Source organism: Pseudoalteromonas piscicida, from assembly GCF_002208135.1.
Classification (GTDB): Bacteria; Pseudomonadota; Gammaproteobacteria; order Enterobacterales; family Alteromonadaceae; genus Pseudoalteromonas; species Pseudoalteromonas piscicida_A.
The window spans coordinates 662,656-685,921 of sequence record NZ_CP021647.1 but is presented as its reverse complement, the minus strand read 5'-3'; the positions used below and the strand labels follow the sequence as shown (position 1 = coordinate 685,921).

Below are 23,266 nucleotides of genomic sequence, written 5' to 3'. Positions count from 1 at the left end.
TATGAAAAAACGACTATTTGGCTTAGCGCTACTGGCAATGCAAACTCAAGCGAAAGAAGAAATTAACGTCCCCGTATGGACCGTAAAACCAGGGCAATGTGTTGCGCTCGAACAAGGTCAGCAATGTTTTATCGACCTCTCAGTGACCTGGCAAACCTCTGTGGCCGGTAACTTTTGTCTCCATGCCGATGAAAAAGAGCTGGTTTGTTGGCAGCAGCAAAAAACCGCGAGTTGGCAAGGCGAGATTTTAGTTGAGAAAGATTTGCTCATTACCTTAGAAGATCACAAGGATATTCTCGCAAGCCATGCGCTGCAATATGCTTGGGTGTTTAAACAACAAAAAAGTAACGCCGTGCGTTGGCGACTTTTCTAGGAGTAGTTGTGGTAGCCGAGTTAGTCCTAATAGAAGACGATAAAGAATTGGCCCAGTGGCTGAGTGATTACCTCTCTACCAAGGGGTTTTCAGTGCGGCTATATCATGATGGTCAAGACGGGCTGGAGCACGTTTTAGCCTCTCCTCCTGACCTAGTGATTTTAGATGGTATGCTGCCAAGTTTAGATGGCTTTGAAGTCTGCAAGCAACTTCGTCAGTCGCTAAGCATCCCAATATTAATGCTAACAGCAAGGGATGAGGAAATTGATGAAATTATCGGTTTAGAGATGGGTGCTGACGACTATCTCAAAAAGCCAGTAAGAGGCAGGTTATTAGAAACTCGCATAAAAGCGCTATTAAGGCGCCATCATCCTCAAGATACCGTTCCCAAACAAACACTTGAGTTTGGTGCTCTCTATATCAATAAAGAAGACAGAAGCATTACTCTTGCTGGGCAGCCAGTTAACTTATCCAGCAATGAGTTTGATGCGCTTTGGGTACTTGCCAGTAAAGCCGGAAAAATTGTTACCCGAGATGAGCTTACTAAAGCACTCAGAGGATTTGATTATGATGGGTTTGACCGCTCTATAGATTTGCGTGTTTCGCGACTGAGAAAGAAGCTCGGTGATGATGGCCAAAACCCATTTAAAATAAAGACGGTATGGGGTAAAGGATATCAGTTGGCGAAGGACGTGTGGTAATGTGGCGCTTCGTGTTTGCTTTGCTTACCATCTTAACGCTCGCAAGCGTTATCACAGGGCTGATATTTGACTCGCTTATCGCCTCATCCTCAGAGAATAATGAAGCCCACTACGATCCACTGAGCACAACCGCACCAATTATTGCCGCAATGGCTAAAGACAACATACCAGAATCACAAATTATTGCGATCCCACTGCACCAAACACTAACCGCTCAACTTGTACCAAGAGCCGACTATCCACTTCCTGTGAGCTTAAGCCGTAAACTCTCTCAACAGCGGTTTATTTACCTCGAAAGCGAATCATCAGTAAGTGCCTGCATACTTATAAACCAAGAAAGTGTCTATATTTTAACTATGCAGAAGCAATTGCAGACTAAATATGGTCTGCTCATGACCTTGTTATTTTACGCTATCGTTATCGTTGTTGTCGTCGCCTTTTTAACCCCATTTATTGCTAGACTGTTAAAGCTCAAAAATGCCGCACATCAGCTGGGCAAGGGCGAACTCAACGCCCGCGTGCAAGTCGGTACGGTATGGTACTTAAAGGATATTGAGCAAGCGTTTAATCAAATGGCACGACAAATAGCCGGGTTAATGACTGACATGAAGCTATTAAGCAGCGGACTTTCTCATGAATTACGTACGCCTCTTGCAAGGGTAAGAATGGGGCTAGACACACTGGTTGAAACTCATGATGATGAGCTGCGTACACAGTACGAAGATAGGATCAACCAAAACCTTGATGAAATGGAGCAAGTAATTGATGCTATTTTAGATTACGCAAGATTGCAGCACCGCCTTGACGACGTGGAACTTCAGCCTGTTGACTTGAATGCTATGGTTCGCCTGTTAGCCAATAACGCCCACCATCATGACTTAACACTAAAACTTTCGTCAAAACCTTGCTGGATAATCGGTGAAGGTCAGTACTTACGCATGCTAATCAATAACTTATTATCTAACGCGATAAAATATGCCAACGGTAAAATATCACTAGAAACCCGAGTCGATAATGACAAGGTTAAGCTTATTATTGAAGACGACGGGATAGGTATAAGTAACGAGGTTCGAGACAAAGTGCTACTACCGTTTTATCGCGACGATTCTCAATCGCAATCAGGGTATGGCATTGGCTTGGCCTTTGTGCAACGTATAGTCACTCGTTTTGGCGGTACCATTGTAATTCAAAAAAGCCCCGCGCTGGGCGGGGCCAAAATCACTGTTTCGCTGATACAGACTCAGCAAAAGTAACGTTAACTCTGAAGCTGTGGTAAGCAGTGCTACAGTTCACCGCTTGGCAACGAAACAGTGTACAACAACCTAATATTCAAAGGGAGTTAGGTTAATGTGGTCCACTGTTGTCAGCAGGCGTTTGCCAATTACTCTGCCACACGTAGTTGCCATGGATATAAAGCAGTTTATCAGCCTGAATAAGACCTCTATCGGCTTCGGTATACCCGAGTGCTTTGTCACTCGCTATGGGCGTTAATACCTGTGCACGGCTACTACCGCGATAAGTGAGTGTTGAGTCCACGCCGTGGATAATTTCAAATGCGGCGAGATCGTTTTGGCTATACCAGTTATAACTACTTTCATTCACTTGCTCTGTATTCCAGTAAACAATCGGCAAAGTGAACCGGGTTACTGAGGCATTGTCTTTTAGCATGGCCAAAGCGCGATAATCATATTCCAGCGGTGTAAATCCCCCTGCAAATGTATGATCTTTTAATAGCTTGGGTTCAGCAGGATCTGCGACATCAAACAAGCTCACTTTGGTGCTAGGCTGCACGTTTCCAAGGTGCTGACCTACCCCAAGAAGCAAACCGTCACCAACAGGGTGCAAATAAGAAGAGAAACCGGGGATCTCTAAACTTCCCGCGATTTTAGGCTGTGATGTGTCAGATAAATCCAGAACGTAGAGAGGGTCTATTTGTCTAAAGGTCACGATATAGGCGGTATCGTTAAAATATCTAACCGCATAAATGTCTTCATCCACAAGCCCCGTATCCGGATTAATTTTGCCAATAGGGGTTGGATTTTGGCTATTTGGTAGCGTCGCTACGGTGTTAAGTTCATTCCCTTGTGGTTTGAGCATATACAACTTATGACTATTACCGATATCTGTATCATACTGACTCGTTACTACGCGCAGAATGCCATCTTTTTCATCAAATCGAGTCGCAGCCATCGTATCGCTGACACGAGCAAGTTGACCTTCCACCTCACCGGTTGCTTGGTATGTCACCCCTTCATCCGTTAACAATAACTTATGTAATACTATGCCTGATGGCTCCCAGATTGATGTGTTGAAATCGCCATCACTGCCATTAAATGAGTAATTGTAAAGATACACAGCTGTTGCAGACATATAAAAGCCAAAGGTGCGCGTACTGACGCAAGTTGTTTTCACCTCATCAGGATTGCGAATGTCAATCTCAGTCACTGTTGTTAAGCCATTATATCCATCTTGCGCGGTAGCATCTGCTGGCAAATAACAGCCATCTGCGGCAACCAGTGGCGCTACACTTCCTTGCTTTAAATTTCTAAATTGAGGTAATAAATCGTTAATGTTAGTGTCCATTAAGCGATTGTAGCTTGCTACTTTGTCAGCGCTATTAAAACCACTGTAGCGTATAGTATGGTCGGCGATAACATAGAGTTTGTCACCGATTAATCTGCTGCCAACTAGTGAACCATCAATTTGAAAGCGTTTTTCGACCTCAGCCTGTGCGGGTAGGGATACGTTACTAAAAGCAAGCTCAATCACGCCTTGATAATTGACCTCAGGTTGAACCTCTTGCGATGACATATCATCAGCAAAATCATACTCATAGTCCATTAATACGCTAATGAGTTGATTGTTTTTAAGGTAAAGATTTTGGCTTGCAAACTCTGAATCTGATACCGTTAATTCATTAACTTGTGTAGGGACATCCGTAGCTTCTGTATCTAAGATCCTGACGAAGGTTTTGCTGTCTGTATCCGTGTATGCAACGCTGGTCGATCCGCCGATAAATAAGTAACGGCCATCGAATTTAATCCGGTCGCTTTCTGATACCCCATCAACCAGTTGATTCGTACCTGAATAAGGCGCGCTATCCGTTGTTGAGGGGTTTTCCAAATCATCGCCATTATTCAACCCACCGCTGGCAACGAAAATACCGTTTTTGATAAACTGACTAAACTGAGCTGATGAAGCTGCCTTCAACGGCGCAGCGCTGTTATTAAGCGCGTTAAGTTCTGGTAATTTATCTTCACCATTATCGCTACTACCACCACATGCGCAAAGGCTAGCGGCAAGCGGAAGACTGAGCCAAATTTTGCATCTCATGATATGTTTCCTTGTAAGTTAAGTGCCAACGTAAGCCTAAACTTTCACACTAAAATTTCTGTTATCTTCGCTACTTGTTTTGTTATTTAATGTTACCCTTTCTGGTAATTTGTACAGCGACTGGTAAATTACACTGGTAGTAATAATGCGCTTTGATTGACACCTCTAAAAAGCCTGTGCAAAGCCCAAATTCTGAACTGGAGCTCCAAGTTGAATAAGTTATTAATGGCCTTAACCTTGCTGGTTACCACTCAGGTAAATGCCACGGCGGTGCCATGTGACGCCAATGACAGCGAGTGTACGCCGGTCGATGAATGGCGATTTGGCGTTGCGCTTGGCGGCGGCGTGATCTCCAACCCACTCCATGACGGTGAAAATATTCCCTTGGTTGTTGTGCCCTATATTAGTTATTACGGTGAACACCTCTTTCTTGATAATGGAACTTTGGGCTATACCTTTCACTACACTGATAAGTTTGATCTTAGCTTGATCGGCACATTTAATACCGAGCAGGCCTATTTCGAGAAATTTCACCCCAGTAATATATTCGTGCAAAAAATGGGGTTTGATGCCAGCAATGAGCTACCTGGCGGTGAATTTGCCGCAGAGCAAACCGCCATTTCCTTAGACGATATCGAGTCGCGAAAATGGGCCATAGATGGCGGCGTTTTAGCCCATTGGGTAATGAGTGATAGTGTAAAAATCAGCGCATCATGGCTTACGGACATCACCAATACTTACCAAGGTTACAATGCAGATATTGGGGTTAGCTATCGTTTTAGATTCGATAATTTACCGAACACTTATGTGTTTATTAAAGCGGGCCTAAAATGGAAAAGTCGACAACTGGTGGACTATTACTATGGCATAGACAAAGCAGATACACCGAATAGTGAGCTATGGTATAAAGGCAGCTCAAGCTTCCAGCCTTATGTTAGCTTTGCTTACTCTTATCCCGTAAGTGAGTCTTGGACCTTTAAATTTAACGCAAAATATCAGCAACTTGATAGCACAATGACAGATAGCCCGATAGTCGAGGATAGCTATACCGCGACGGTCTTTGTCGGGGGAAAATATGAATTTTAGGCTGTACTTAATCATAATTATAATTTTCAGCGCACCAAGTAAAGCTTTAACCAAACCCAACAGTGGCATTAAATTAGAAATAAAACCGATTACCTGCATGGTGAAACAAGCGGGGCAACGCTGCGAAATGACGGCAAAAATTGCTTGGCAATCGCCCTCAAAAATGAACTTATGTTTATTTCAGGAAAAACAAAAATTACAATGCTGGGAGCAGGCCAAGGAGGCAAAATCAACACAAATTATCCAACTCTCAAAGTCCATGCTCTTTACCCTAAAAGATGCTAAAAATAACGTTGTTGCAAAACAAAATATTGAAGTACACACAAGCGTCAACCAACAATATAGACGCAAACTCAGAAGCGATTGGAGTGTGTTTTAATGGCCAAGGTATTACTTGTCGAAGATGATGTAAAACTAGCGGAGTTAACCGCAAAGTTCTTAATCCATAATGGCTTTGAAGTCGTTCAATTACACAATGGTATTAACGCAATCAAAGCCATTGAAGCAGAAAAACCCGACATTCTCATTTTAGATATTATGCTACCGGGACTTGATGGTTTTTCTATTTGCAAAGCTGCGCGCGGTGAGTTTAAAGGGCCGGTTTTATTTCTTACCGCCAAAGACAGCGACTTCGACCATGTAAAAGGGCTTGAAATCGGTGCTGATGATTACATTATCAAGCCTGTTGAGCCATACGTACTACTTGCCCGTTTGAATGCGCTATTAAGACGTACACAAAATGATGAAGTTCAGTCTGACTCCATTACCTTAGGCGAATTACAGATAGATAAATCGGACCGTAAGGTCTATTTGGCTGGAGATGAGGTTGAGCTCACAAGTTATGAATTTGATTTACTAAAGACATTGGCAGGCCATGCCGGCGAAACGCTGAGTCGAGACTATATCTATAAACATGTTGTTGGCCGCGAATATGACGGATTAGATAGAAGCGTTGACGTACGGATTAGCCGGTTGCGTAAAAAGCTTGGCGACAATCTAGAGCAACCCGCAAGGCTCATTACCGTGTGGGGTAAGGGCTACCTCTGCTCTAAGTCTGCTTGGGGCTAGTGTATTCGTGCTAAAACTATTGCTCAGCCTCTATTTGGCTGTGTTTACCAGTATTGTCGTTATCAATCAAGTAAGCGAAGCGATTTGGTCTCATTGGGTGCACTCCGCGCCCGATGAATTGCGGCACGCAAAAGCGGTTGCCAACACACTGAAATCCACTATTTCCCCAAACAAGTTACCCCAAGAGTCAGAAACCGTGAAAGTACTCGACATGGACGATGTCGCTTGGCTGCCTGAGCAAGCTGGTACATTAATACAAGGAGGTATTTTAACGAGTTTTGACGATGAAGGCCGCGCTTGGCTGACTTTCAAAGTACCTGATTCAACATTGCTGCTGCAATTAGGGCCATTAGCACCAGCCGATTCAGCTGCCAATAAACAGTGGATCATCAAATTGCTTTCTTATGCCGTGCTCGCGTTTTTACTTATGCTGTGGATAAGACCCTTGTGGCTTGATTTATTGCAACTGAGGTATATCACCGAAAATCTCACTCAAGGTCGGCTGCCCAAAGCGACCCGACGTTCCCAATTTTCTGCCATTTCAAATTTAACCGAGCAGATCCGTGATTTGGCATCTCAAGTCGCAAGGCTAATTGAAAACCAAAAACTACTCGTTAATGCCGTTTCTCACGACCTGCGCACCCCACTTGCCAGACTCAAATTTGCTTTAGCCATGTTACCGGAGCAAAGCCGTGAGCAGGCAAATGATATGGCGGACGATGTAGTCGAAATGGAAGCGATGATTGATGAAATGCTAGCTTACGCACGGCTTGAATTTGAAGTAGAGAAACTTGAGATAACGCCAATTGACCTTTGTGAACTTGTCAGCGATCAGATAAGCAAACTCAATAAGCTTACCGTTAAAAAAATAACGTTCAAGAAAATGAGTAATACAGTCATCATCTCTGGCAACCTACATTATCTTTCTCGGGCTTTGCAAAATATTGTACAAAACGCTGATAAATATGGTCGCTCAACCATAGCGATTAATATTGAGTGTGACAAAAGCAATGCCTATATCCATATTGAGGATGACGGTGATGGAATTCCTAAATCTCAGTGGGAGTCGGTTTTTATTCCCTTCTCACGCTTAGATGAAAGTCGCAGCAAAGATAACGGTGGTTATGGCCTAGGACTGGCTATCGTACGCAAAATCGCCACTTGGCATCGCGGCAGTTGCCATGTTGGGTTCTCCGAACTTGGCGGTGCTAAGTTTATTCTGACTTTGCCACTGGCAAAGTAGGGATAGGTATAGCGGTGAATACCGCATAAAACAAAAATTTTACCTTTACCATTTTATTTGGGTAAAATTTTATACCAGTTGTATTTAAACATGACTTACAAGGAAAGTTTATGGCTTTATTAGACCAAAGGTCTCTCCATCATATTGATCCACGCTTAGCTGGTATTGAGATGCAATTAAAAGAGGCCTATTACAATTTAGATAAAACCACATCCAGCTTTGATAGCGATCTTGACAATAAATTGAAGCCGCTTAAACGCTATAAGTGGTGGGCAATTGGTATTGCAATCCCCTTACTATTTCTTGCGCCTTTTCTCTTAATCTCAATAATTCCTATCTACTTTTTGTTAAAACACTCGCTTAAGTCTTTTACTAAGGGTGTGTTAACTAGAGCTTATATGATGGCGCCAATTGCTTCAGCACTTAACTTAGAATATTCAGTCGGCGGTAATTTACTTATCTGCGAGGAAGCTATTAGTGCAGGTATATTAGCCAAAGGAGGACGAGCTGTAGCTGAAGATGGATTTAACGGCGAAGTAAATGGCATTCATTTTTACTTTACTGAAGTGCATATACGCACGCTTCATCAGAATAATGACAGTAAACGTTTGTTTAATGGTGCAGTTATAAAACTGAGTATGCCTGAACCTGTAGATACTCCAATTGTGGTGTTACAAGATGCGGGACTTTGGAACATGCTGATAAATCGACGTCAATCTCTAAAAGGATTACAGCGAGTTAAATTTGAACAAGAAGACTTTGAAAAAGAGTATCAAGTATACGCCAAAGATGAAGCGAGTTGTCGTAAAGTTCTTACCCCTAAGTACCTAAAACAATTATCACAGGTTAAATCCTTTTTCTCCTCAGAGAACCTACCTAAAGGACTAAAAATTCCAAAAGTAAAGGCACAAATGTTTATAGAAGGTAGCGATATACTGATCTCTCTTGATTATGGTGCCAATTTATTTAGCCCAAAAAAACTGCAAAATGAATATGATCCCAGCTGGGCTGAAGATATCGCAAAACAATTTTTACTGATTGAAAATCTAGCAAAAAGTCTGGTGCACTCACGCTGGACTTAGATAGTTTGTGGTTGAAAATGCAATAATCTAACGACAAACACAATGACTGTTATAACCATTGCAAAAAAGCTCTGAGGTCCTTTAACCAACTTAGCTATTTTTTACACAAGGTTAGACACGGAATTAGTTCAAAGATGATACAGTGTTCTCTGTTTAAAAGAATAATGTAGATCGCTTACGCCCTGCTACTGTATGCAGGTTTACCTAGCGCTTAAGGAGAACAGCATGAATATTATAAAATCCACCGCCCCCTTACTTTTTGCAGCCGTCATGCTCACCAATCATGTCCATGCTAACGAAGCCTTTCCTAGGCTAAAAGGACCTTGGCTTGGCCAGACACCGCCTGGGTTAACCGCGCAGCTTTTTGCCCCCGATATCATCTCGATTGATGGCCGTTATGAATTCGGCGTGTCGTTCTCTCCCGACCTTACAGAAGTGTATTTCACTGCCTTTGAAGAGCAAGAAAATGTGGATTCAAGCCCACAGATCATGTATTCAAAGATGGAAAATGCACAGTGGACTCAACCTCAAGCGGCAAGTTTTACTGATGGAAGAATGAGTTATGAACTGGTCCCCCATGTAAGCCTGAACGACAACCGAATTTACTTTACCGCGCGTTCAGATGACCCCAAAGCGTCTGGAATTTGGTACGTTACCCGTAGCAAAAATGGCTGGAGTGAGGCTAAAAGATTCGATTCAGCAATAAATACGGGTAAGTTTTCAGACTTCAACCAAAGCGCAAATGGCGAAGCTGTTTTCTCCAATATGTCAGAACGCAAAATGTATACCGCTGAAAATAAAAACGGCGCGCTTACGAATCCCAAAGCCATTGATATTGAGTTTGGATTTCATGGTTTTATTTCGCCCGCTAACGATTACCTATTGGTTAATAGTCGTCACAGAGGCGATAAAAGTCGAAAAGATAACGATCTATATGTCTATTTTAAGGAGCAGGATGGCACTTGGTCTAGCCCTATAAATTTAGGTGAAGGGGTCAATACCCCTTATTCAGAAACCGTCCCAAGAATTACACCCGATGGTAAATACCTATTTTTTGGCAGATATAATGAACCCGGTGATGTATCAAACATTTATTGGGTAAGCACCGAGGTCATTACCAAGCTAAAAGCAGCTTATTTTGCAGGAAAGTCGACTAAGCAGATTTAGCAACGTGTTAGATGTGGCAGCTCAGCTTCGAGCTGCCAGCTACCTATTTTTAATTGCTGATGGCTAATTTAAACCAAGCCGAACTACTTCTCACGTCCAGCAAACTCTACCTCAGCCATCTCGATAGCGCCGCGTTTTTGCAAGGTAATAAATAAGCGTTTACCCTCCTCTCCGCCAAAAGCCACGTTGGTCGGGTACTTGCCTTTAAGCTTAATTTCTTTAATTAGCTTGCCCTGAGGTGAAACCACAGCGACCACACCAGCGCCATAACGGGCGATATAAAGATTGCCTTGGTTATCCGTGCGCATACCATCTAAGCCAAAATCGGTAAACGAGATAAATAATTGTTTGTTACTAATATTGCCTTGTTCATCTAACTCATAGCGCCATACTTTACGCTGCACGCTTTCATTCACATAAAGCGTTTTATTGTCAGGGCTAACTTCTATGCCATTGGTGGTGCCCATATCCGCTTCCAATAGGGTTACTGCTCCGTTTGTATTTATACGCCAAAGGTTACCGCTGCTGGCTTGCCAATTAGGATCGCTGGCGAAAAGAATTCCGTTGTCCATGATCGCAAGGTCATTAGGCTGATCCATGCGATTATCGTGAGCAAATACCGTCACGGATTGCGACAAATCACCACCTTGTGCAAGTGCTGCTTTGGTGACTTTGAGCACGTTATGATTGACGTAATCGGCTATATACATATTTCCTTGCATATCGAAGCGAATACCGTTACCAATAGAGCCATTTTTTAACGTCAGTAGGGTTTCGGCTTTGCCTTGTGCTGTCACTTTACCAATGGTGCCTTGCTGCTGATGGTTAACCGCATATAACACGCCAGCGTCATCCACCGCAGGTCCCTCAATACCTTGCGTGAAAACACCATCCGGTATCCAATCTTGTGTATCTACAGCCGTGTTGGCAGCTACATAACCACTGCTCTGTAGCAAGAATAAACTGAATATGACTTTTCTCATGTCTTTCCTATTTGCAATGAAGATAAAGCGCTCGAACTGGATATATTCCAGTTATGACCACTTCATCCGTTAAATTTTGCAGCGCTAACAGCTTGCTATCGAGGTGCGGAGTCTGTAAAGCCCCTTTACAAACCTCAAGCACTTGCTGACTCAATTCAATAAACTGCGTCACCTTTAACGCCGTTGAGTGTGCTTCTGTAAGTTTTGGACTTTGCTGTAACAGTGTTAACGCCTCAAGCCCCGCTTGCCAACGTTGCAATATCGCGTCAATGTGCGCTAAGGCAGTGTTATCACCAGCGATATAGCTTGCGACTCGCTCCTCAAGCAGCCTCACCTGACGGCTTTCAACCGCAACATAGTCAACAAATTTATCAAGCGCTGCAAACTGGTGATACCCGTCGTTTAAGAACTTAATATGGTGACGCGTGTAATAGTGACTTGGCTCTACAAGCTCTGCAAAATGAGTGAGTAATGCAAGCGTAGCCTTGCGCTTTGGGTCACCTAAGGTTGTGCTGATAAGCCTATTAAAACCCGCTTGTTGCTGCGTTTTATGACCTAAGCCAATCACGTTATGTGCAAAATCGCTAATATGATCCAACCGCGCATACATCTGCTTGCTATCCGTAAGCGTTTTAGCAGACCATAAGCGCTCGGCAATCACAAAAAGTCGCGGCCATATTCTGACATCAAGATTATGTTCGGTGACCATTTCGCTCCAAATGGTCGCCTCACCACCTAAAATACGTGCATCACTTGCTTGGCTTAACGGTGTTGAAACCTCGACAGGCTGAGGTTTTTCAAGCGCCTCAAGTGTGAGCGGATAACGGCTATTACCAATCATTGCCGCGCCTTGTTGCTGCGCTGTATTAAACTCAAACTGTAACGGTCCCATCCAACTATCCATAGCTGCTGTAAATTGTTGAGTATTGCTAGTAATAAGCTTATCTGTTTGTACTAGCTGATGGCGGTTGTTATTAAGCTTTATAAACACTTGTTCACCCAACACCACAAGCTCCCCTTTGACTGCGCTGCCTTTTAAGCGTGGGATCGTAAAGGCTAAGCTTAATACTCGCGGTTGAGTAAGATCCACTGTCGGTAGCACCGGATGTGGGTCGTTACGGTAATGAAATGATGAATACTGCGGCTGATCAATATAAAACCCGGTTGATAAAATGCCTTGATAACCTGCTTCTGCAATTGCATTTAACGAATCATGACCACGCCAAGACTGCACGACAGTATCCGTAGGCAACGCCGGATGAAAAATTTCATCCCACCCCATCATCACACGTTGGTGCTTAGCGATAATCTTTTGTACACGAGTATTAAAGTAATTTTGCAGGTCATGACCGTCTTTCAACGCATGTTTTGCCATTAGCTCCTGTATTTCAGGGCTTTCCAACCAATGCTCAGGCTCTACCTCGTCACCCCCAATATGCAGGTAGCCGTCTGGAAATAAACTCGTCATCTCAGCCAGTAAATCGTCGATAAAGGCGTACACATCAGGACTTGCGATATTGAGCAGAGGCTTAAATACTCCCCAATGGCGCTCCATCTCATAAGGTTGCGCTTTAGTCATCAGCTCTGGGTAAGCGACGGCAATCGCGCTTGCATGCCCCGGCATACCAAATTCAGGCACCACGCGGATCCCTAAAAGGCTTGCATACTCAATCACTTCTTTCACTTCTGATTGACGATAATACAATCCGTCTGAGGCCAGTTGAGTCAGCTTAGGAAACACCTTACTTTCCATTCGCCAGCCTTGGTCATCAGTTAAGTGCCAGTGCAAAACGTTTAGCTTTGCCGCGGCCATACCATCGAGTTGGCGCTTTATTGTCGCAATTGGCATAAAGTGGCGAACACTATCAATAAGTAGCCCACGCCAAGGGAAACGGGGACTATCGCTGATAGCCGTGTAAGGGAATGTTAACTGACCCAAGACCTTGCTCTGAGCTAGTTGTAATAGGCTAGCAAGACCATGCTGCGCGCCGAAAACGGAGGTTGCGCTAAGCACTATTCCACCCTTTTCAATTTGAAGCTGGTAGTCTTCTGGCATATTCAGCTGAGGAAACTGTAACTCGGTTTCGATATTTTCCACGCGAATGGTTAAGTCCGCTTTGCCATCTTTTACTATCCGTAAAGGGATAGGTTTTCCAGTAATGCGCTCAATGTATTGCTGCGTTCTGGCGAGCAGAAAAGCCTGCCTTTGCGCACTAAAGCCGTGTATCGCAACCTTGATTTCGTTATCAAACACCAGCGAGCCTTCGCTCATACTCACTTGTTGTGGCATAGGCATAAGTGACAGTGGCGTGGCCTTTGCAATTGAAATCGGCAACAACACGATGAACAAAAAAAGACTAAAGTACATTCTCATAATGGCACTATTCCTGAGTAACAAGCTTTGGTAGAAAGTCGGCGGATATCAGCGCGCCGTGATGCTGGATTACCTCGGCGGCAACTTGGTGTGCAAAAAAAGCAGCCGTTTGCAAATCGCAACCTATCAGCCAATGCGCCAAAAACCCTGCCGCAAACGCATCTCCTGCACCACAGGTATCTAAGATAAGCTGTGGCGCTATGTTTTGCGCCGCGATATAAATGGGTGAAGAATTATCTGGTGGCACGAGCATGCATGGCTGAGCGCCTTGGCGAATAACTAAGAGTTGTGAGCTTTGCTGTTGATGCTGCGCAATTATTTCATCCACATTCGCGCTACCATACACTGCATATTCGTCCTCGTCGGTTAAAAATGCGATGTCCGCCAGCGCCATTACAGCCTGATAACTCAATTCTGGGTTATCGCTACACCAAAGAGCTTGGCGATAGTTGTTATCAAAAAAGATGAGTCCACCTCGGTTTTTAAACGCGGCTAATGCCTTAAATAGGTGTTTTCTCTGCGGCTCATCTAGGATGGCAAGGCTTATTCCAGAGAGATAAATTGCATCAATAAGCTTGTTGTGAAGTGCCTGAGTTAAGGTCTCATCACGCTTAAAATACTGCCTTACGGGGGTGTGCTCACGGGCAAAGGTAAAGCGTCGCTCCCCTTTCTTATCGAGCGTGATCCAGTACTCGCCAAGTGCGCTATGTGATTCAAGCACAATATAGTCTTGTTTGACGTTGGTGTTTGACAACATATCAAGCAAGTTTGTACTGGCCTTGTCCGTGCCAATGGCGCTGGCAAAACTGACTTCTATGTGGTTATCGTTGCTTTGCTTGAGTAACTGAGCCAAGTACCAAGCCGTGTTAAAAGTATCACCGCCAAACGAGCTTGTGCCATCTGCTCTATGCTCCACCATGCATTCACCAAAGCACACCAGCTGTTTTAATGCGCCTTTCATGATGCCACTTCCGTTTTTTCGGACGACACGGTTTCATTGGGCTTTGTCACGATACTCGTCAATACGCCAAACACCAAAGCACTGAGCAACGCAGGAATAACCGGGTTACCAAAATAAGCCAGCCAACCGTCGTTCATACCAACGAGTAGAGCGGCAACTGAACCTGCCATCAGGGTGACTAAACTGCCTTGCCATGTATAACCTTGCCAAAAGCGCCCCAATAACCCCATCACACAAAGCCCAGCTAATACAACGGAAATCATTTTGGTGATATAGCTGATAATATCGCTCGACAACAGCGCCATAAATAATGCCAGCGATACGGTAGTCAACATGGCAATACGAGAGACCAAAAGTGGATTGTGTGGCACAGTATTTCCCTTACACCAAGTCAGGTAAATATCAGCAACCAACACACTGACTCCAGCAATGGCGTCGGAGCTGGCACTAGAAAGCGTTGCGGAAATACCCGCCAATAAAATAAAGCCACCAATCAACACCGGCATCGCCGTTAACGCCAAATAGGGAAAAGCAAATGAAGGATTGTCTAAACTCGAGTTAACTGCATAAGCACCGATACCAATCACCGCAGGAATAAATGAAAACCCTAAATAAAGTAATCCCGAGATAATAAACGAAGTACGAATACTGCTTATGCTTTTGGCGGAGTAGATCCGCTGCCTAAACGATGGTGTTGCCAATACGCCCACCAGCACCGCCAGCGCCATTGAAATAGCAGGCAACAAACCAATATTATGATATGAAAAGAGCCCCGCTCCCGCTGCAACCGAAGCACTGGTTAGCGTTTGCCAACCACCGCTCACCTCGACTACAAAGTAGGTCATCAACAAAAAACCCGAAAACAAAATAACGGCCTGAATTGCATCCGTCCAGACTACCGCCGAATATCCACCTAAGGTCACATATAGCGCAAGCCCCAGTCCAATGAGCAGTTTTGCACTGGTCTCATCTAGCCCAGTGAGCCAAGCTAAATACATGCCCCCGCCAATCAAATGTGCGCCAAGCCAGCCGACACTTGCCGCGTAAATCAATATCGCTAAGAGCTTTTTAACGATTTGATGATTGCCAACATAGCTCGCTAGTTCCTCACTCATCGTCCCAAAGCGCTCAGCCCTAACCGGCGCAAACAGCCAAGCCAGCAATAAAATACCTAGCGCGCCACCGATACCATAAAGCGTGCCCGCCCAACCATGTTGATAGGCAAAACCGACCGCTCCCATCGACGAGCCGGTGCCAACCATAGTGGCAACGGTGGTGCCTAGCGTCAGCATCAGTGGTACTTTACGCCCAGCTAATAAATAGTCGCAATTTGACCGTTGCCACCGAGATGCCAGCCAACTCACGATTATCATGGCAGACAAATACAACAGAAAAATAAGCAAATACATTTGCTGGCTATCCGTCATGCTTCCCCTCCTGTGAACATTGTTGTTCGTATAACGTCTATTCGCCTTTGTAACAGGTGACATCAACCTCAACTTTACAGTCCACGACTAAGTCGGCCACCATACAAATTCGCGCAGGAGGATGTGCTGAAAAATACTCTGCAAAAACCTTATTAAAAGACTGAAAATATCTTGCGTCAGTTAATACCACGGAGACATGCGTAACATGCTCAAGGCCATAACCCGCCTCGCTCATAATCGCAATACAGTTTTCGATGGCCAGACGCGACTGCTCTACAATGCCACCCTCAACCACTTCACCATCTCGCATTGGCGTTTGTCCCGAGACCTTTAACCAAACGCCAGCTTCAACTGCTCGTGCAAAGGGTAAGTGTTGTCCACCAGTGCCCGTGCCGCCCTCAGCACCTATTCTTCTTATTGTCATGTTAACCTCTTGATGATTTTGATTTTTATTAGTTTTGATGCGTTAAAAATCGTCCTGCCCGGCCGAAATCGACAATGGTGTCTGCATTCGCGCCTTCAACATAGCTGAGCTTGCCATTCACCCAAACCTTCACAATGCCTGAGGCAAGTTGTTTTGGATTGCTGTAACTTGCTTGGTCTAACACTCGGTTGGGGTCGAATAACACCAGATCGGCGAAATAACCAATTTGAATATTGCCACGTTGCTGTAGCTTAAAGCGCGCTGCTGGCAGCGCTGTCATTTTATGGATAGCCAACGCCAACGGCAGCGATTGTTGTTCTCTACAGTAATGTCCAAGCACCCGCGGAAATGTCCCCCACAGTCTCGGATGCGGATGCGGGTCGCACGGTAAGCCATCAGACCCTACCATGCTGTATTCATAACTTAAAAACCGCTGCACATCATCTTCTAGCATACAGTGATACACAGCGCCCGCTGGCTGCAAGCGCTTTGCTGCTTCACGCTGAGACACTTGCCATTGCGTAGCAATGTCTGCCAAGCTTTGCTGTGCAAGTTCTGGATGAGACTCCGACCAAGTAATAAAAATATCCGTCTCCTCCGTCACTTGATTAAGATCTAAGGTGCTTGAACTCGCAGCGTAAGGGTAGCAATCGCAACTCACTGGATGCGTTTTTCTATGTTGTTCAAAATGCGCTAATACCTCAGGCGATCTGCCCCAATTCTCTCTACCTGCACATTTTATATGTGAGATAACCAGCGGCAGTTTGGCATGCTCTGCCGTCGCAAAGGCTTCGTCCATGGCTCGGATGACTCCTTGAAATTCCGTGCGTAAATGCGTGGTATAGATACCATCAAATGGTGTAACAACCTGGGCCAACGCATGCACTTCTGCTTGACTTGCCCCCTTCGCATTGTAATAAGCAAGGCCAGTACTAAACCCTATCGCCCCCTGCGCCATCGCTTGGTGCAGCAAGGATTTCATCTGTTCGAGTTCTTGCGCGTTGGCGGCTTGAGATAGATCCTTCATGACCTGTGCTCTGAGCGTTGTATGACCAACTAACATGGCTAAATTCACACTCGGAGCGGCGTTACTAAAGGCGTGTTGATAATCTTGGAGTTCACGATAGACGAACTCTGATTGCTCCCCAAGTAAGTTAATGGGGTCGAGCAGCGCTTGATCTGCACAGTAAGGCACTGCGCTAATACCACAATTACCCGCAATGACGGTGGTGACTCCTTGGCTGACCTTGCTCAGCATATGTGGACCTCGCAGTACTTCAAGGTCATCATGGGTATGAACGTCAATAAAGCCGGGCGCGAGCACTAAGCCTGTGGCATCGATGCATTGCTGTGCTTGCAAATGGCTGCAGTTGCCAAGCGCAACAATTCTGTCTTTGCTAATGGCGACATCCACCACTTGCGCTTCAGAATCTGATTCAAAATACACCGTCGCGCTTTGAATGAGGGTATCAACATAAAGAGATGTGCTCTGCATTAATCCCCCAGCGGAAAGCGTTTATCGGCAGGTGGCATATTACTGTTTTTATCTCGATGCTGATCTAACTGGGTTTTAAGACGTCTGAGTTTTTCTCTTGAGCGCTTTTGATTACGGATGGCAACCTCGCTCGACAAAATGTCCACCGCTGCCATCATGGCATAGCGTGCAGCGCTGGGCTTAAATATGTAATCACTTTCTTGAGTTTTGATGGGCAAATGATGATCGGCGATGTCCGCCAAGTCACTCACTGGGCAAATAGCAATAACCTCTGCACCATACTCTTTGCCGATAAGCGCCGCCGCTTTCACATCAGGAGAAACACCACTAAGCGAGAGACAAATCACCACATCCCCTTTATTCACCGTTGCGGCAACCATGCGCATCATCATGGGATCGGAGTGAGCATTACTAAGTACGTCCAAGCGAAATAAGCGATTTTGGCATTCTTGTGCCATCAGGCTGCTACCACCACCAACCCCAAAAATTAAGCAATGACGCGTGGCGCAAATCACTTCACTCGCCTGCTCCACCACCGCTTCATCGATGAGTCCCGCATTGAGCGTGAGGATCTCCTGAATAGAGGTATAAACATGAGAAATCTTCTCTTTTTCAATTGGCTCAGGATTTGTAAAACGCTCACCAATTGCGGCTGATTGTGTCAGCTGGAACTTAAGGTCGCGCACATTGGTGCAGCCTAAGCTACGCGCTAACCGCGTAATGCTGGCGTGACTGACCTGTGCTTTTTCAGCTAACTCGCTAATAGATGCGCTTGCGGCAAAGTTAAGCTCAGCCAAAATAAGCCGAGCGACTTTTTCTTCCGCTGGGCTAAAGTGCCCCAAACCTTCCTTAATTTTGCTAATAATGTCCACAGCGTCGCCTCAATTAAAAATAGGTAGAAATGGTTCGAGTGATCACCCAATCTCGCTCGACAACACCAATTTGTCGCCACTTATCAAAGGTTAAGCAAGGATGAGAAGTCGAAAAACAGATCATATCGCCAACCTGTACCTCGCACCCAGATGCAATACTTACCATAGCATGTTGATCCATGATTGTTTCGACCTTTACCGCGCCGCCTAATGAGCACAGCTGCTTTGACGGCGGAGAGTAAAGCAGCTCTGGTGTGGGCACGCCAGCATCAAATGCGACATCCCTTTTACCCATGCCAACTATCGCGACGCCCGGCTCTGGAGTCGAAAGCACGTAAGCCCATATGTTTAAGCTCGACACCAAACTTTCCCCCAAATCGCAAGCGAGGTTGCTCCGTGATAACACGGCTTGCTGCGCATCCTGATAGATCCCGGTATCGTGAATAAGGTAGCATCCGGGACGGATCACAAAACGAAATTGCTGAGCCTGTTCATTTTTGTTTAGTTCCTTTGTCACAACATCGTACCAAGCAGAACCCGCCCCCGTGATAATAGGTAACGCCTTTGAAAACACATTTTTTTGTCGTAAATCTGCCGCCGTTTTTATTACTGAGCTAACGAATGTGGCGATCCTTTGCTCGGCATTATCACCGTGGATCACGCCTTCATAAAATCCAATACCTGCGATCTCTAAACTAGAATAGCGTTGGCATACATTAACCAGCTGCAATAACGTTGCAAGATTGCGCCAACCAGCGCGACCGCCTTCAACTCCCACCTCGAGTAAAATGGAAATACGCAGCGAATACCGGGTAAAAAATGTGCCTAAAGCATGGGCATTTGCAATAGAGTCAACAAAACAATAGAGCTCAACGTCAGTATCAGTAAGCATGTTTGCAACTTGCCTCATATGATATTCGCCAACAAGTTGGTTCGCTAAGATCACTCGTTTTGCGCCCGCGGCAATCGCCACGGAAACTTGCGGCACGGTCGCTACCGTGACGGCCCACGCGCCATGTTCAAGCTGTAGTTTAAATAACGCTGGTGACATCGTCGTCTTGCCGTGGGGTGCCAATAATACTTGGCTTTCCTTTGCAAAATTCGCCATCCAATTCGCGTTGTGGCTGATGGCGTCTTGCTTTATCACTGCAACTGGCAAACTTACCTGCTCTGCGAGAATATCCCAGCCGCTATCTTCTAGTTGCAGTGGGTCGCCAGTGCCTTTCGCTAATATTGTCATTGTTTATTCAAACCCTTGAGTTTAAACATTAGTTCCCCACGTCAAAATAGTACATTGACTTACTGCGATTGGTATAAGGCCAAGCTGCACTTGGCCTTTGCTGACATTAGAAAGTCGCACGGACGCTCAATGCAAAACGTCTATCCGTGGTAAAGTTGAGTGCCTGCGTTTTTGTCCCTGCTTGGTCCATTTGATACTTGGTTTTGGTTTCCGTATCCAATAAATTGCTGGCTTCAAAACCTACTTTCCAATGGTCGTTGATGGTGTAATACAGACTTGCGTCCATCATACCTGACGCCTCTGCATAGGCAGGGACATACTCTTCAGATTCCCTAAGTGTGAGCAAATACTCAGAGCGCCAAGTGTATGCAAGGCGAAAAGAAATATCCTCGTACTCATACATACCGATGATATTAAAGTTTTGGTCAGAGTAACCTTGTAGCGGCAAACCTCCAAACACTCGGAAGGTATTACGATTATCGGTCAGCGGATTACCATTTTCATCGAAACCAAGCGTGCCTTTAGAGACTTCATTTGGATCTTCAAGTCCATCTTGATCGATATAGGTAAAGTTAAGTTGCAAACCTAAACCGCTCCATGCCCCCGGTAACATGTCGTAGAATTGTGAGTAGGAAAACTCCATCCCACGAATGGTGCCAGAGCCCGTGTTAGCAGGGCCATAAGCAGAGACATCATAATCTTCACCGCCATAAGAAATATCAAGATCAAAGGCGCGGCTACGGATTATATTATCTAGCTTTTTGTGGAATAGCCCTACCGTCACATAACCTGCGGACGCGAAATACCATTCGGTAGTTAAATCGGTATTGATTGCTTCTTCAGGCTCTAAATATGGATTGCCAGAAAGCGCGGTTAGACTGATATCGTCTAGCCCAACAACGGGGTTAGTTGCCTCGTCGTAATCAGCGCCGGGAGTTTGTAGCACGCGAGTGTAATCCAAGTTAAGAATACTGATATTTCTGGCATCAACTAAACTTGGGTAATACAGCGCTTTTGATGCACCAAATCGCACCACTACGTCTTCTGATACACCAAAACTCAAATTTAAGCTCGGAAGTAAAGTGCTGTAATCTGTGCCTTCAACGGTACTGAGTTCGGACTCACCCCCTGCAATGTCGTAATATCGCTTATATTCTGCCTGCTGCATTACACTATTAAGTGATGTCCCCTCTTCACCACGTTTGATGAGAGCGGGTTGCACCAAAGCGCCCGTAGACTCAAGTTGATAATTTACGTAGCGCAGGCCAACGTTGCCCACCACAGGAATGTCTTGAAACTCGAAGTCAAAATCACCGCGAATGTAAAATTCAGTACGCTTCTCGTTGGTCGAACTTATATTGTGTGCGGCGAATGGGCCTTCAACGCGATTGGGTTTGTCTTCATAAGGTACATACGTGCCAGAGCATGTGCCGTTGTTTGCCGCACTATTGGTGGCATTGTGCCAACCATCACGACAACCTTGGCGCAAAGACTCGGCGTAGTTTTTCACCAGTTCCATATTTGGGAACAAGAAGTTATTGACTGGCCCCTGCAACACCTGACCATTGTAATAATCTGAAAAATCAACGTGCTCAAATAATTCTGGACGATTTACCGCCGCGGCGGCATTTCGGTCATCTTGGATCCAAGGGGTGCCAATTGCAGACCAGCCCTCGTAAGCGGTATCTCGTACGGTTAAGTCTTTATCTGACATATAAAAACCGGAACTGACACTCGTAAAATGGCCATCTAGTTCATACTTAACATCCAGTTTAACGCTGTCTGATTCTGCCGTATTGCGCTCAACCTGCTCCATACCGCTGCCCAAAAACAGGTTAGGCACAGGTCCATTCCAATCTTCATTGGGGGACCAACCTGCCGTTAGAATATTGTCACTGAGAAACTCTACTGTCGGCCTTGAGCCACGCATATCGAGGAAATAAGGCGAGACAACGTGGACATGGTTTCCCCGTGTTTGACCCGACATACTGTAGTTTTGCACTTCTTTGTCGGAGTCGATCCGTTGGTAATCAAAATCAACCGTCAACCTATCTATTGGTTTTAACGTTAGCTTAAATGAAGTGTCCTTCACGGTATTTTCGTTGTAATTCCAGCGGCTACGATAAAAGAACGGTGTTTCGGGGCTCACGCCAAGTGCGATGCCGGAAGTCACAAAACCATCATCTGTAGTTAGTGGATGGCCACTTTCCGTATTTTCAGTCCAATTTTGTGAAGATCCCATAAAACCTTTAAAGCCTTGAGCAGCTTGTCCTATTTGGCGCTCGTTCCACTCAAGAGACGCTTCTGAGCGAATGTGCTCTAAAGTCGCAACTATGGTCTCATCGGCATTTGCCCACTGCAGTGAAGAGGTTAAGCCGGTACGTTCGCGGTCATTGGTTGCTGTACTCATATGGATAGCGACAGGCACATGCCATACACTGCCAGTTGGCTGCCCTGGTAAAGCGGGGCCATCCACAGGCGATGACGGATCAACACCGGTTATACCACCCCATTGATCCAAGGTAGGAATAAAGGAATCGCCTCGAGAGTGAAAATTGCCAAGGCCAACGCCATCTCCTCGAGTCTGATATTCTGATGAAGAAGCCGCAATTAAAAATCCGAACTTACCAGCACTGGTTTCCCAACTGTCGGAAAACAACGCAGAAAACGAAGGCGTCACTTCTTCTCTAAAGTCGCCATAGTTGGCCTTTGCATTGAACGAAATAAGCCGTTCGTCAGAGTCGAATGGTTTGCGGGTAATAAGATTTACCGTGCCAGATATACCGCCTGATATAAGATCCGCTGTTTGGTTTTTAACCACTTCCACCGCACCTAGTAATTCAGCAGGAAAGTCTTCATAGCTCAGACCGCCTGACGGATTTGCACTAAAGGCGTCTCTACCATTCACCTCAGAGCGAACCCTGTCTAGGCCACGAACCAGCACGCCGGTACCTTCATCAGCATAATGTTTAGGGTCATCGGATGATGCAAATCGCTCAATCGTAACACCCGGCACACGCTGCAGCGCTTCAGTCACCGATTTGTCTGGTAATGCTCCGATATCTGACGCTGTGATCACGTCTTTGACGGTATCAGCGAAGCGCTTAATATTTTGGGCGCTATTGATACTGCCTCGGATCCCGCGAACTTCAATGACTTCAACTTCTTCGTTCTGCGCCGAACCTTTGACATCGCTGTCATTTTGACCCACAGTTTCAGCCGCAACCCAAAGTGGAGAAAGCCCAAAAAGTACAGACGAAACCGCAAGGCTCAGTTTGCTTCGTTTAGGGTTATGTTTACCAATATCGGTGACTAGTTTTGACATTTTATTGTTCCTTTCTTCTTTTTAAAAACCAGTGAAAAAGACAGCAATGCCATCACTAGCACCACAGCCCAAAAACCTACCACACAGTGACGTGCTCTAAACGCCCCCAACA

General features: G+C 45.3%; 19 protein-coding genes. 9 read left to right on the top strand and 10 right to left on the bottom strand.

From position 1 onward, the window contains the following. The first annotated feature begins 1 nt into the window (after position 1). Genes B1L02_RS21500 through B1L02_RS21490 form a run of 3 tightly spaced genes read left to right on the top strand, consistent with a single transcriptional unit; the run spans position 2 to position 2,327 of the window. Entirely contained in the window at positions 2 to 373 is a 372-nt protein-coding gene (locus B1L02_RS21500) for a DUF3019 domain-containing protein (protein ID WP_088532794.1), read from the top strand. An 8-nt stretch (positions 374 to 381) separates the two neighbouring features. Further along, positions 382 to 1,074, top strand: coding sequence for a response regulator transcription factor (locus B1L02_RS21495; protein WP_088532793.1), 693 nt, complete (start codon positions 382 to 384; stop codon positions 1,072 to 1,074). Next, entirely contained in the window at positions 1,074 to 2,327 is a 1,254-nt protein-coding gene (locus B1L02_RS21490; protein ID WP_088532792.1) for a sensor histidine kinase, read from the top strand. The genes B1L02_RS21495 and B1L02_RS21490 overlap by 1 nt, the downstream gene beginning before the upstream one ends. 91 nt (positions 2,328 to 2,418) lie before the next feature. Here the strand turns inward: B1L02_RS21490 and B1L02_RS21485 are convergent, their stop codons facing one another. After that, the gene (locus tag B1L02_RS21485; protein WP_088532791.1) at positions 2,419 to 4,407 is read right to left on the bottom strand and encodes a beta-propeller domain-containing protein; all 1,989 of its coding nucleotides are present in this window, start codon (positions 4,405 to 4,407) and stop codon (positions 2,419 to 2,421) included. Positions 4,408 to 4,617: 210 nt separating this feature from the next. Here B1L02_RS21485 and B1L02_RS21480 point away from each other — a divergent pair, with 210 nt between their 5' ends. From B1L02_RS21480 to B1L02_RS21455, 6 genes are all read left to right on the top strand, one after another. Further along, a complete protein-coding gene (locus B1L02_RS21480) occupies positions 4,618 to 5,493 on the top strand; it encodes a MipA/OmpV family protein (RefSeq protein ID WP_223192165.1) in 876 nt (291 codons plus the stop codon). After that, positions 5,483 to 5,872, top strand: coding sequence for a DUF3019 domain-containing protein (locus B1L02_RS21475; protein WP_088532790.1), 390 nt, complete (start codon positions 5,483 to 5,485; stop codon positions 5,870 to 5,872). The genes B1L02_RS21480 and B1L02_RS21475 overlap by 11 nt, the downstream gene beginning before the upstream one ends. Beyond that, complete coding sequence (locus B1L02_RS21470; protein ID WP_010375648.1) at positions 5,872 to 6,561, top strand: response regulator; 690 nt, start codon at positions 5,872 to 5,874, stop codon at positions 6,559 to 6,561. Before B1L02_RS21475 ends, B1L02_RS21470 begins: the two co-directional genes overlap by 1 nt. 7 nt (positions 6,562 to 6,568) lie before the next feature. After that, positions 6,569 to 7,804 carry an ATP-binding protein gene (locus tag B1L02_RS21465; protein ID WP_088532789.1) on the top strand — a complete coding sequence of 412 codons (1,236 nt, stop codon included), beginning with the start codon at positions 6,569 to 6,571 and terminating at the stop codon, positions 7,802 to 7,804. A 110-nt stretch (positions 7,805 to 7,914) separates the two neighbouring features. Then, on the top strand, positions 7,915 to 8,886 hold the full coding sequence (locus B1L02_RS21460; protein WP_088532788.1) for a DUF3137 domain-containing protein: 972 nt from the start codon (positions 7,915 to 7,917) through the stop codon (positions 8,884 to 8,886). A gap of 225 nt (positions 8,887 to 9,111) precedes the next feature. Continuing rightward, entirely contained in the window at positions 9,112 to 10,053 is a 942-nt protein-coding gene (locus B1L02_RS21455) for a PD40 domain-containing protein (protein ID WP_088532787.1), read from the top strand. 83 nt (positions 10,054 to 10,136) lie between these two features. On the opposite strand, the gene B1L02_RS21450 is transcribed toward B1L02_RS21455, so the two are convergent. The 9 genes from B1L02_RS21450 to B1L02_RS21410 form a co-directional block, all read right to left on the bottom strand. After that, a complete protein-coding gene (locus tag B1L02_RS21450) occupies positions 10,137 to 11,036 on the bottom strand; it encodes an SMP-30/gluconolactonase/LRE family protein (RefSeq protein ID WP_088532786.1) in 900 nt (299 codons plus the stop codon). Between the two features lie 7 nt (positions 11,037 to 11,043). Next, positions 11,044 to 13,410 carry a beta-N-acetylhexosaminidase gene (locus tag B1L02_RS21445; RefSeq protein WP_223192168.1) on the bottom strand — a complete coding sequence of 789 codons (2,367 nt, stop codon included), beginning with the start codon at positions 13,408 to 13,410 and terminating at the stop codon, positions 11,044 to 11,046. Positions 13,411 to 13,417: 7 nt separating this feature from the next. After that, a complete protein-coding gene (locus B1L02_RS21440) occupies positions 13,418 to 14,371 on the bottom strand; it encodes a sugar kinase (protein ID WP_088532784.1) in 954 nt (317 codons plus the stop codon). Continuing rightward, complete coding sequence (locus B1L02_RS21435; RefSeq protein WP_088532783.1) at positions 14,368 to 15,798, bottom strand: sodium:solute symporter family protein; 1,431 nt, start codon at positions 15,796 to 15,798, stop codon at positions 14,368 to 14,370. Before B1L02_RS21435 ends, B1L02_RS21440 begins: the two co-directional genes overlap by 4 nt. Before the next feature lie 37 nt (positions 15,799 to 15,835). After that, a complete protein-coding gene (locus B1L02_RS21430; protein WP_088532782.1) occupies positions 15,836 to 16,222 on the bottom strand; it encodes a RidA family protein in 387 nt (128 codons plus the stop codon). Positions 16,223 to 16,250: 28 nt separating this feature from the next. Then, a complete protein-coding gene (locus tag B1L02_RS21425) occupies positions 16,251 to 17,717 on the bottom strand; it encodes an N-acyl-D-amino-acid deacylase family protein (RefSeq protein WP_088532781.1) in 1,467 nt (488 codons plus the stop codon). Then, entirely contained in the window at positions 17,717 to 18,589 is an 873-nt protein-coding gene (locus tag B1L02_RS21420; protein ID WP_088532780.1) for a MurR/RpiR family transcriptional regulator, read from the bottom strand. Before B1L02_RS21420 ends, B1L02_RS21425 begins: the two co-directional genes overlap by 1 nt. A 13-nt stretch (positions 18,590 to 18,602) precedes the next feature. Beyond that, the gene (locus B1L02_RS21415) at positions 18,603 to 19,829 is read right to left on the bottom strand and encodes an amino acid deaminase (RefSeq protein ID WP_088532779.1); all 1,227 of its coding nucleotides are present in this window, start codon (positions 19,827 to 19,829) and stop codon (positions 18,603 to 18,605) included. Positions 19,830 to 19,935: 106 nt separating this feature from the next. Further along, a complete protein-coding gene (locus B1L02_RS21410) occupies positions 19,936 to 23,154 on the bottom strand; it encodes a TonB-dependent receptor (protein ID WP_088532778.1) in 3,219 nt (1,072 codons plus the stop codon). Positions 23,155 to 23,266: the final 112 nt, after the last annotated feature.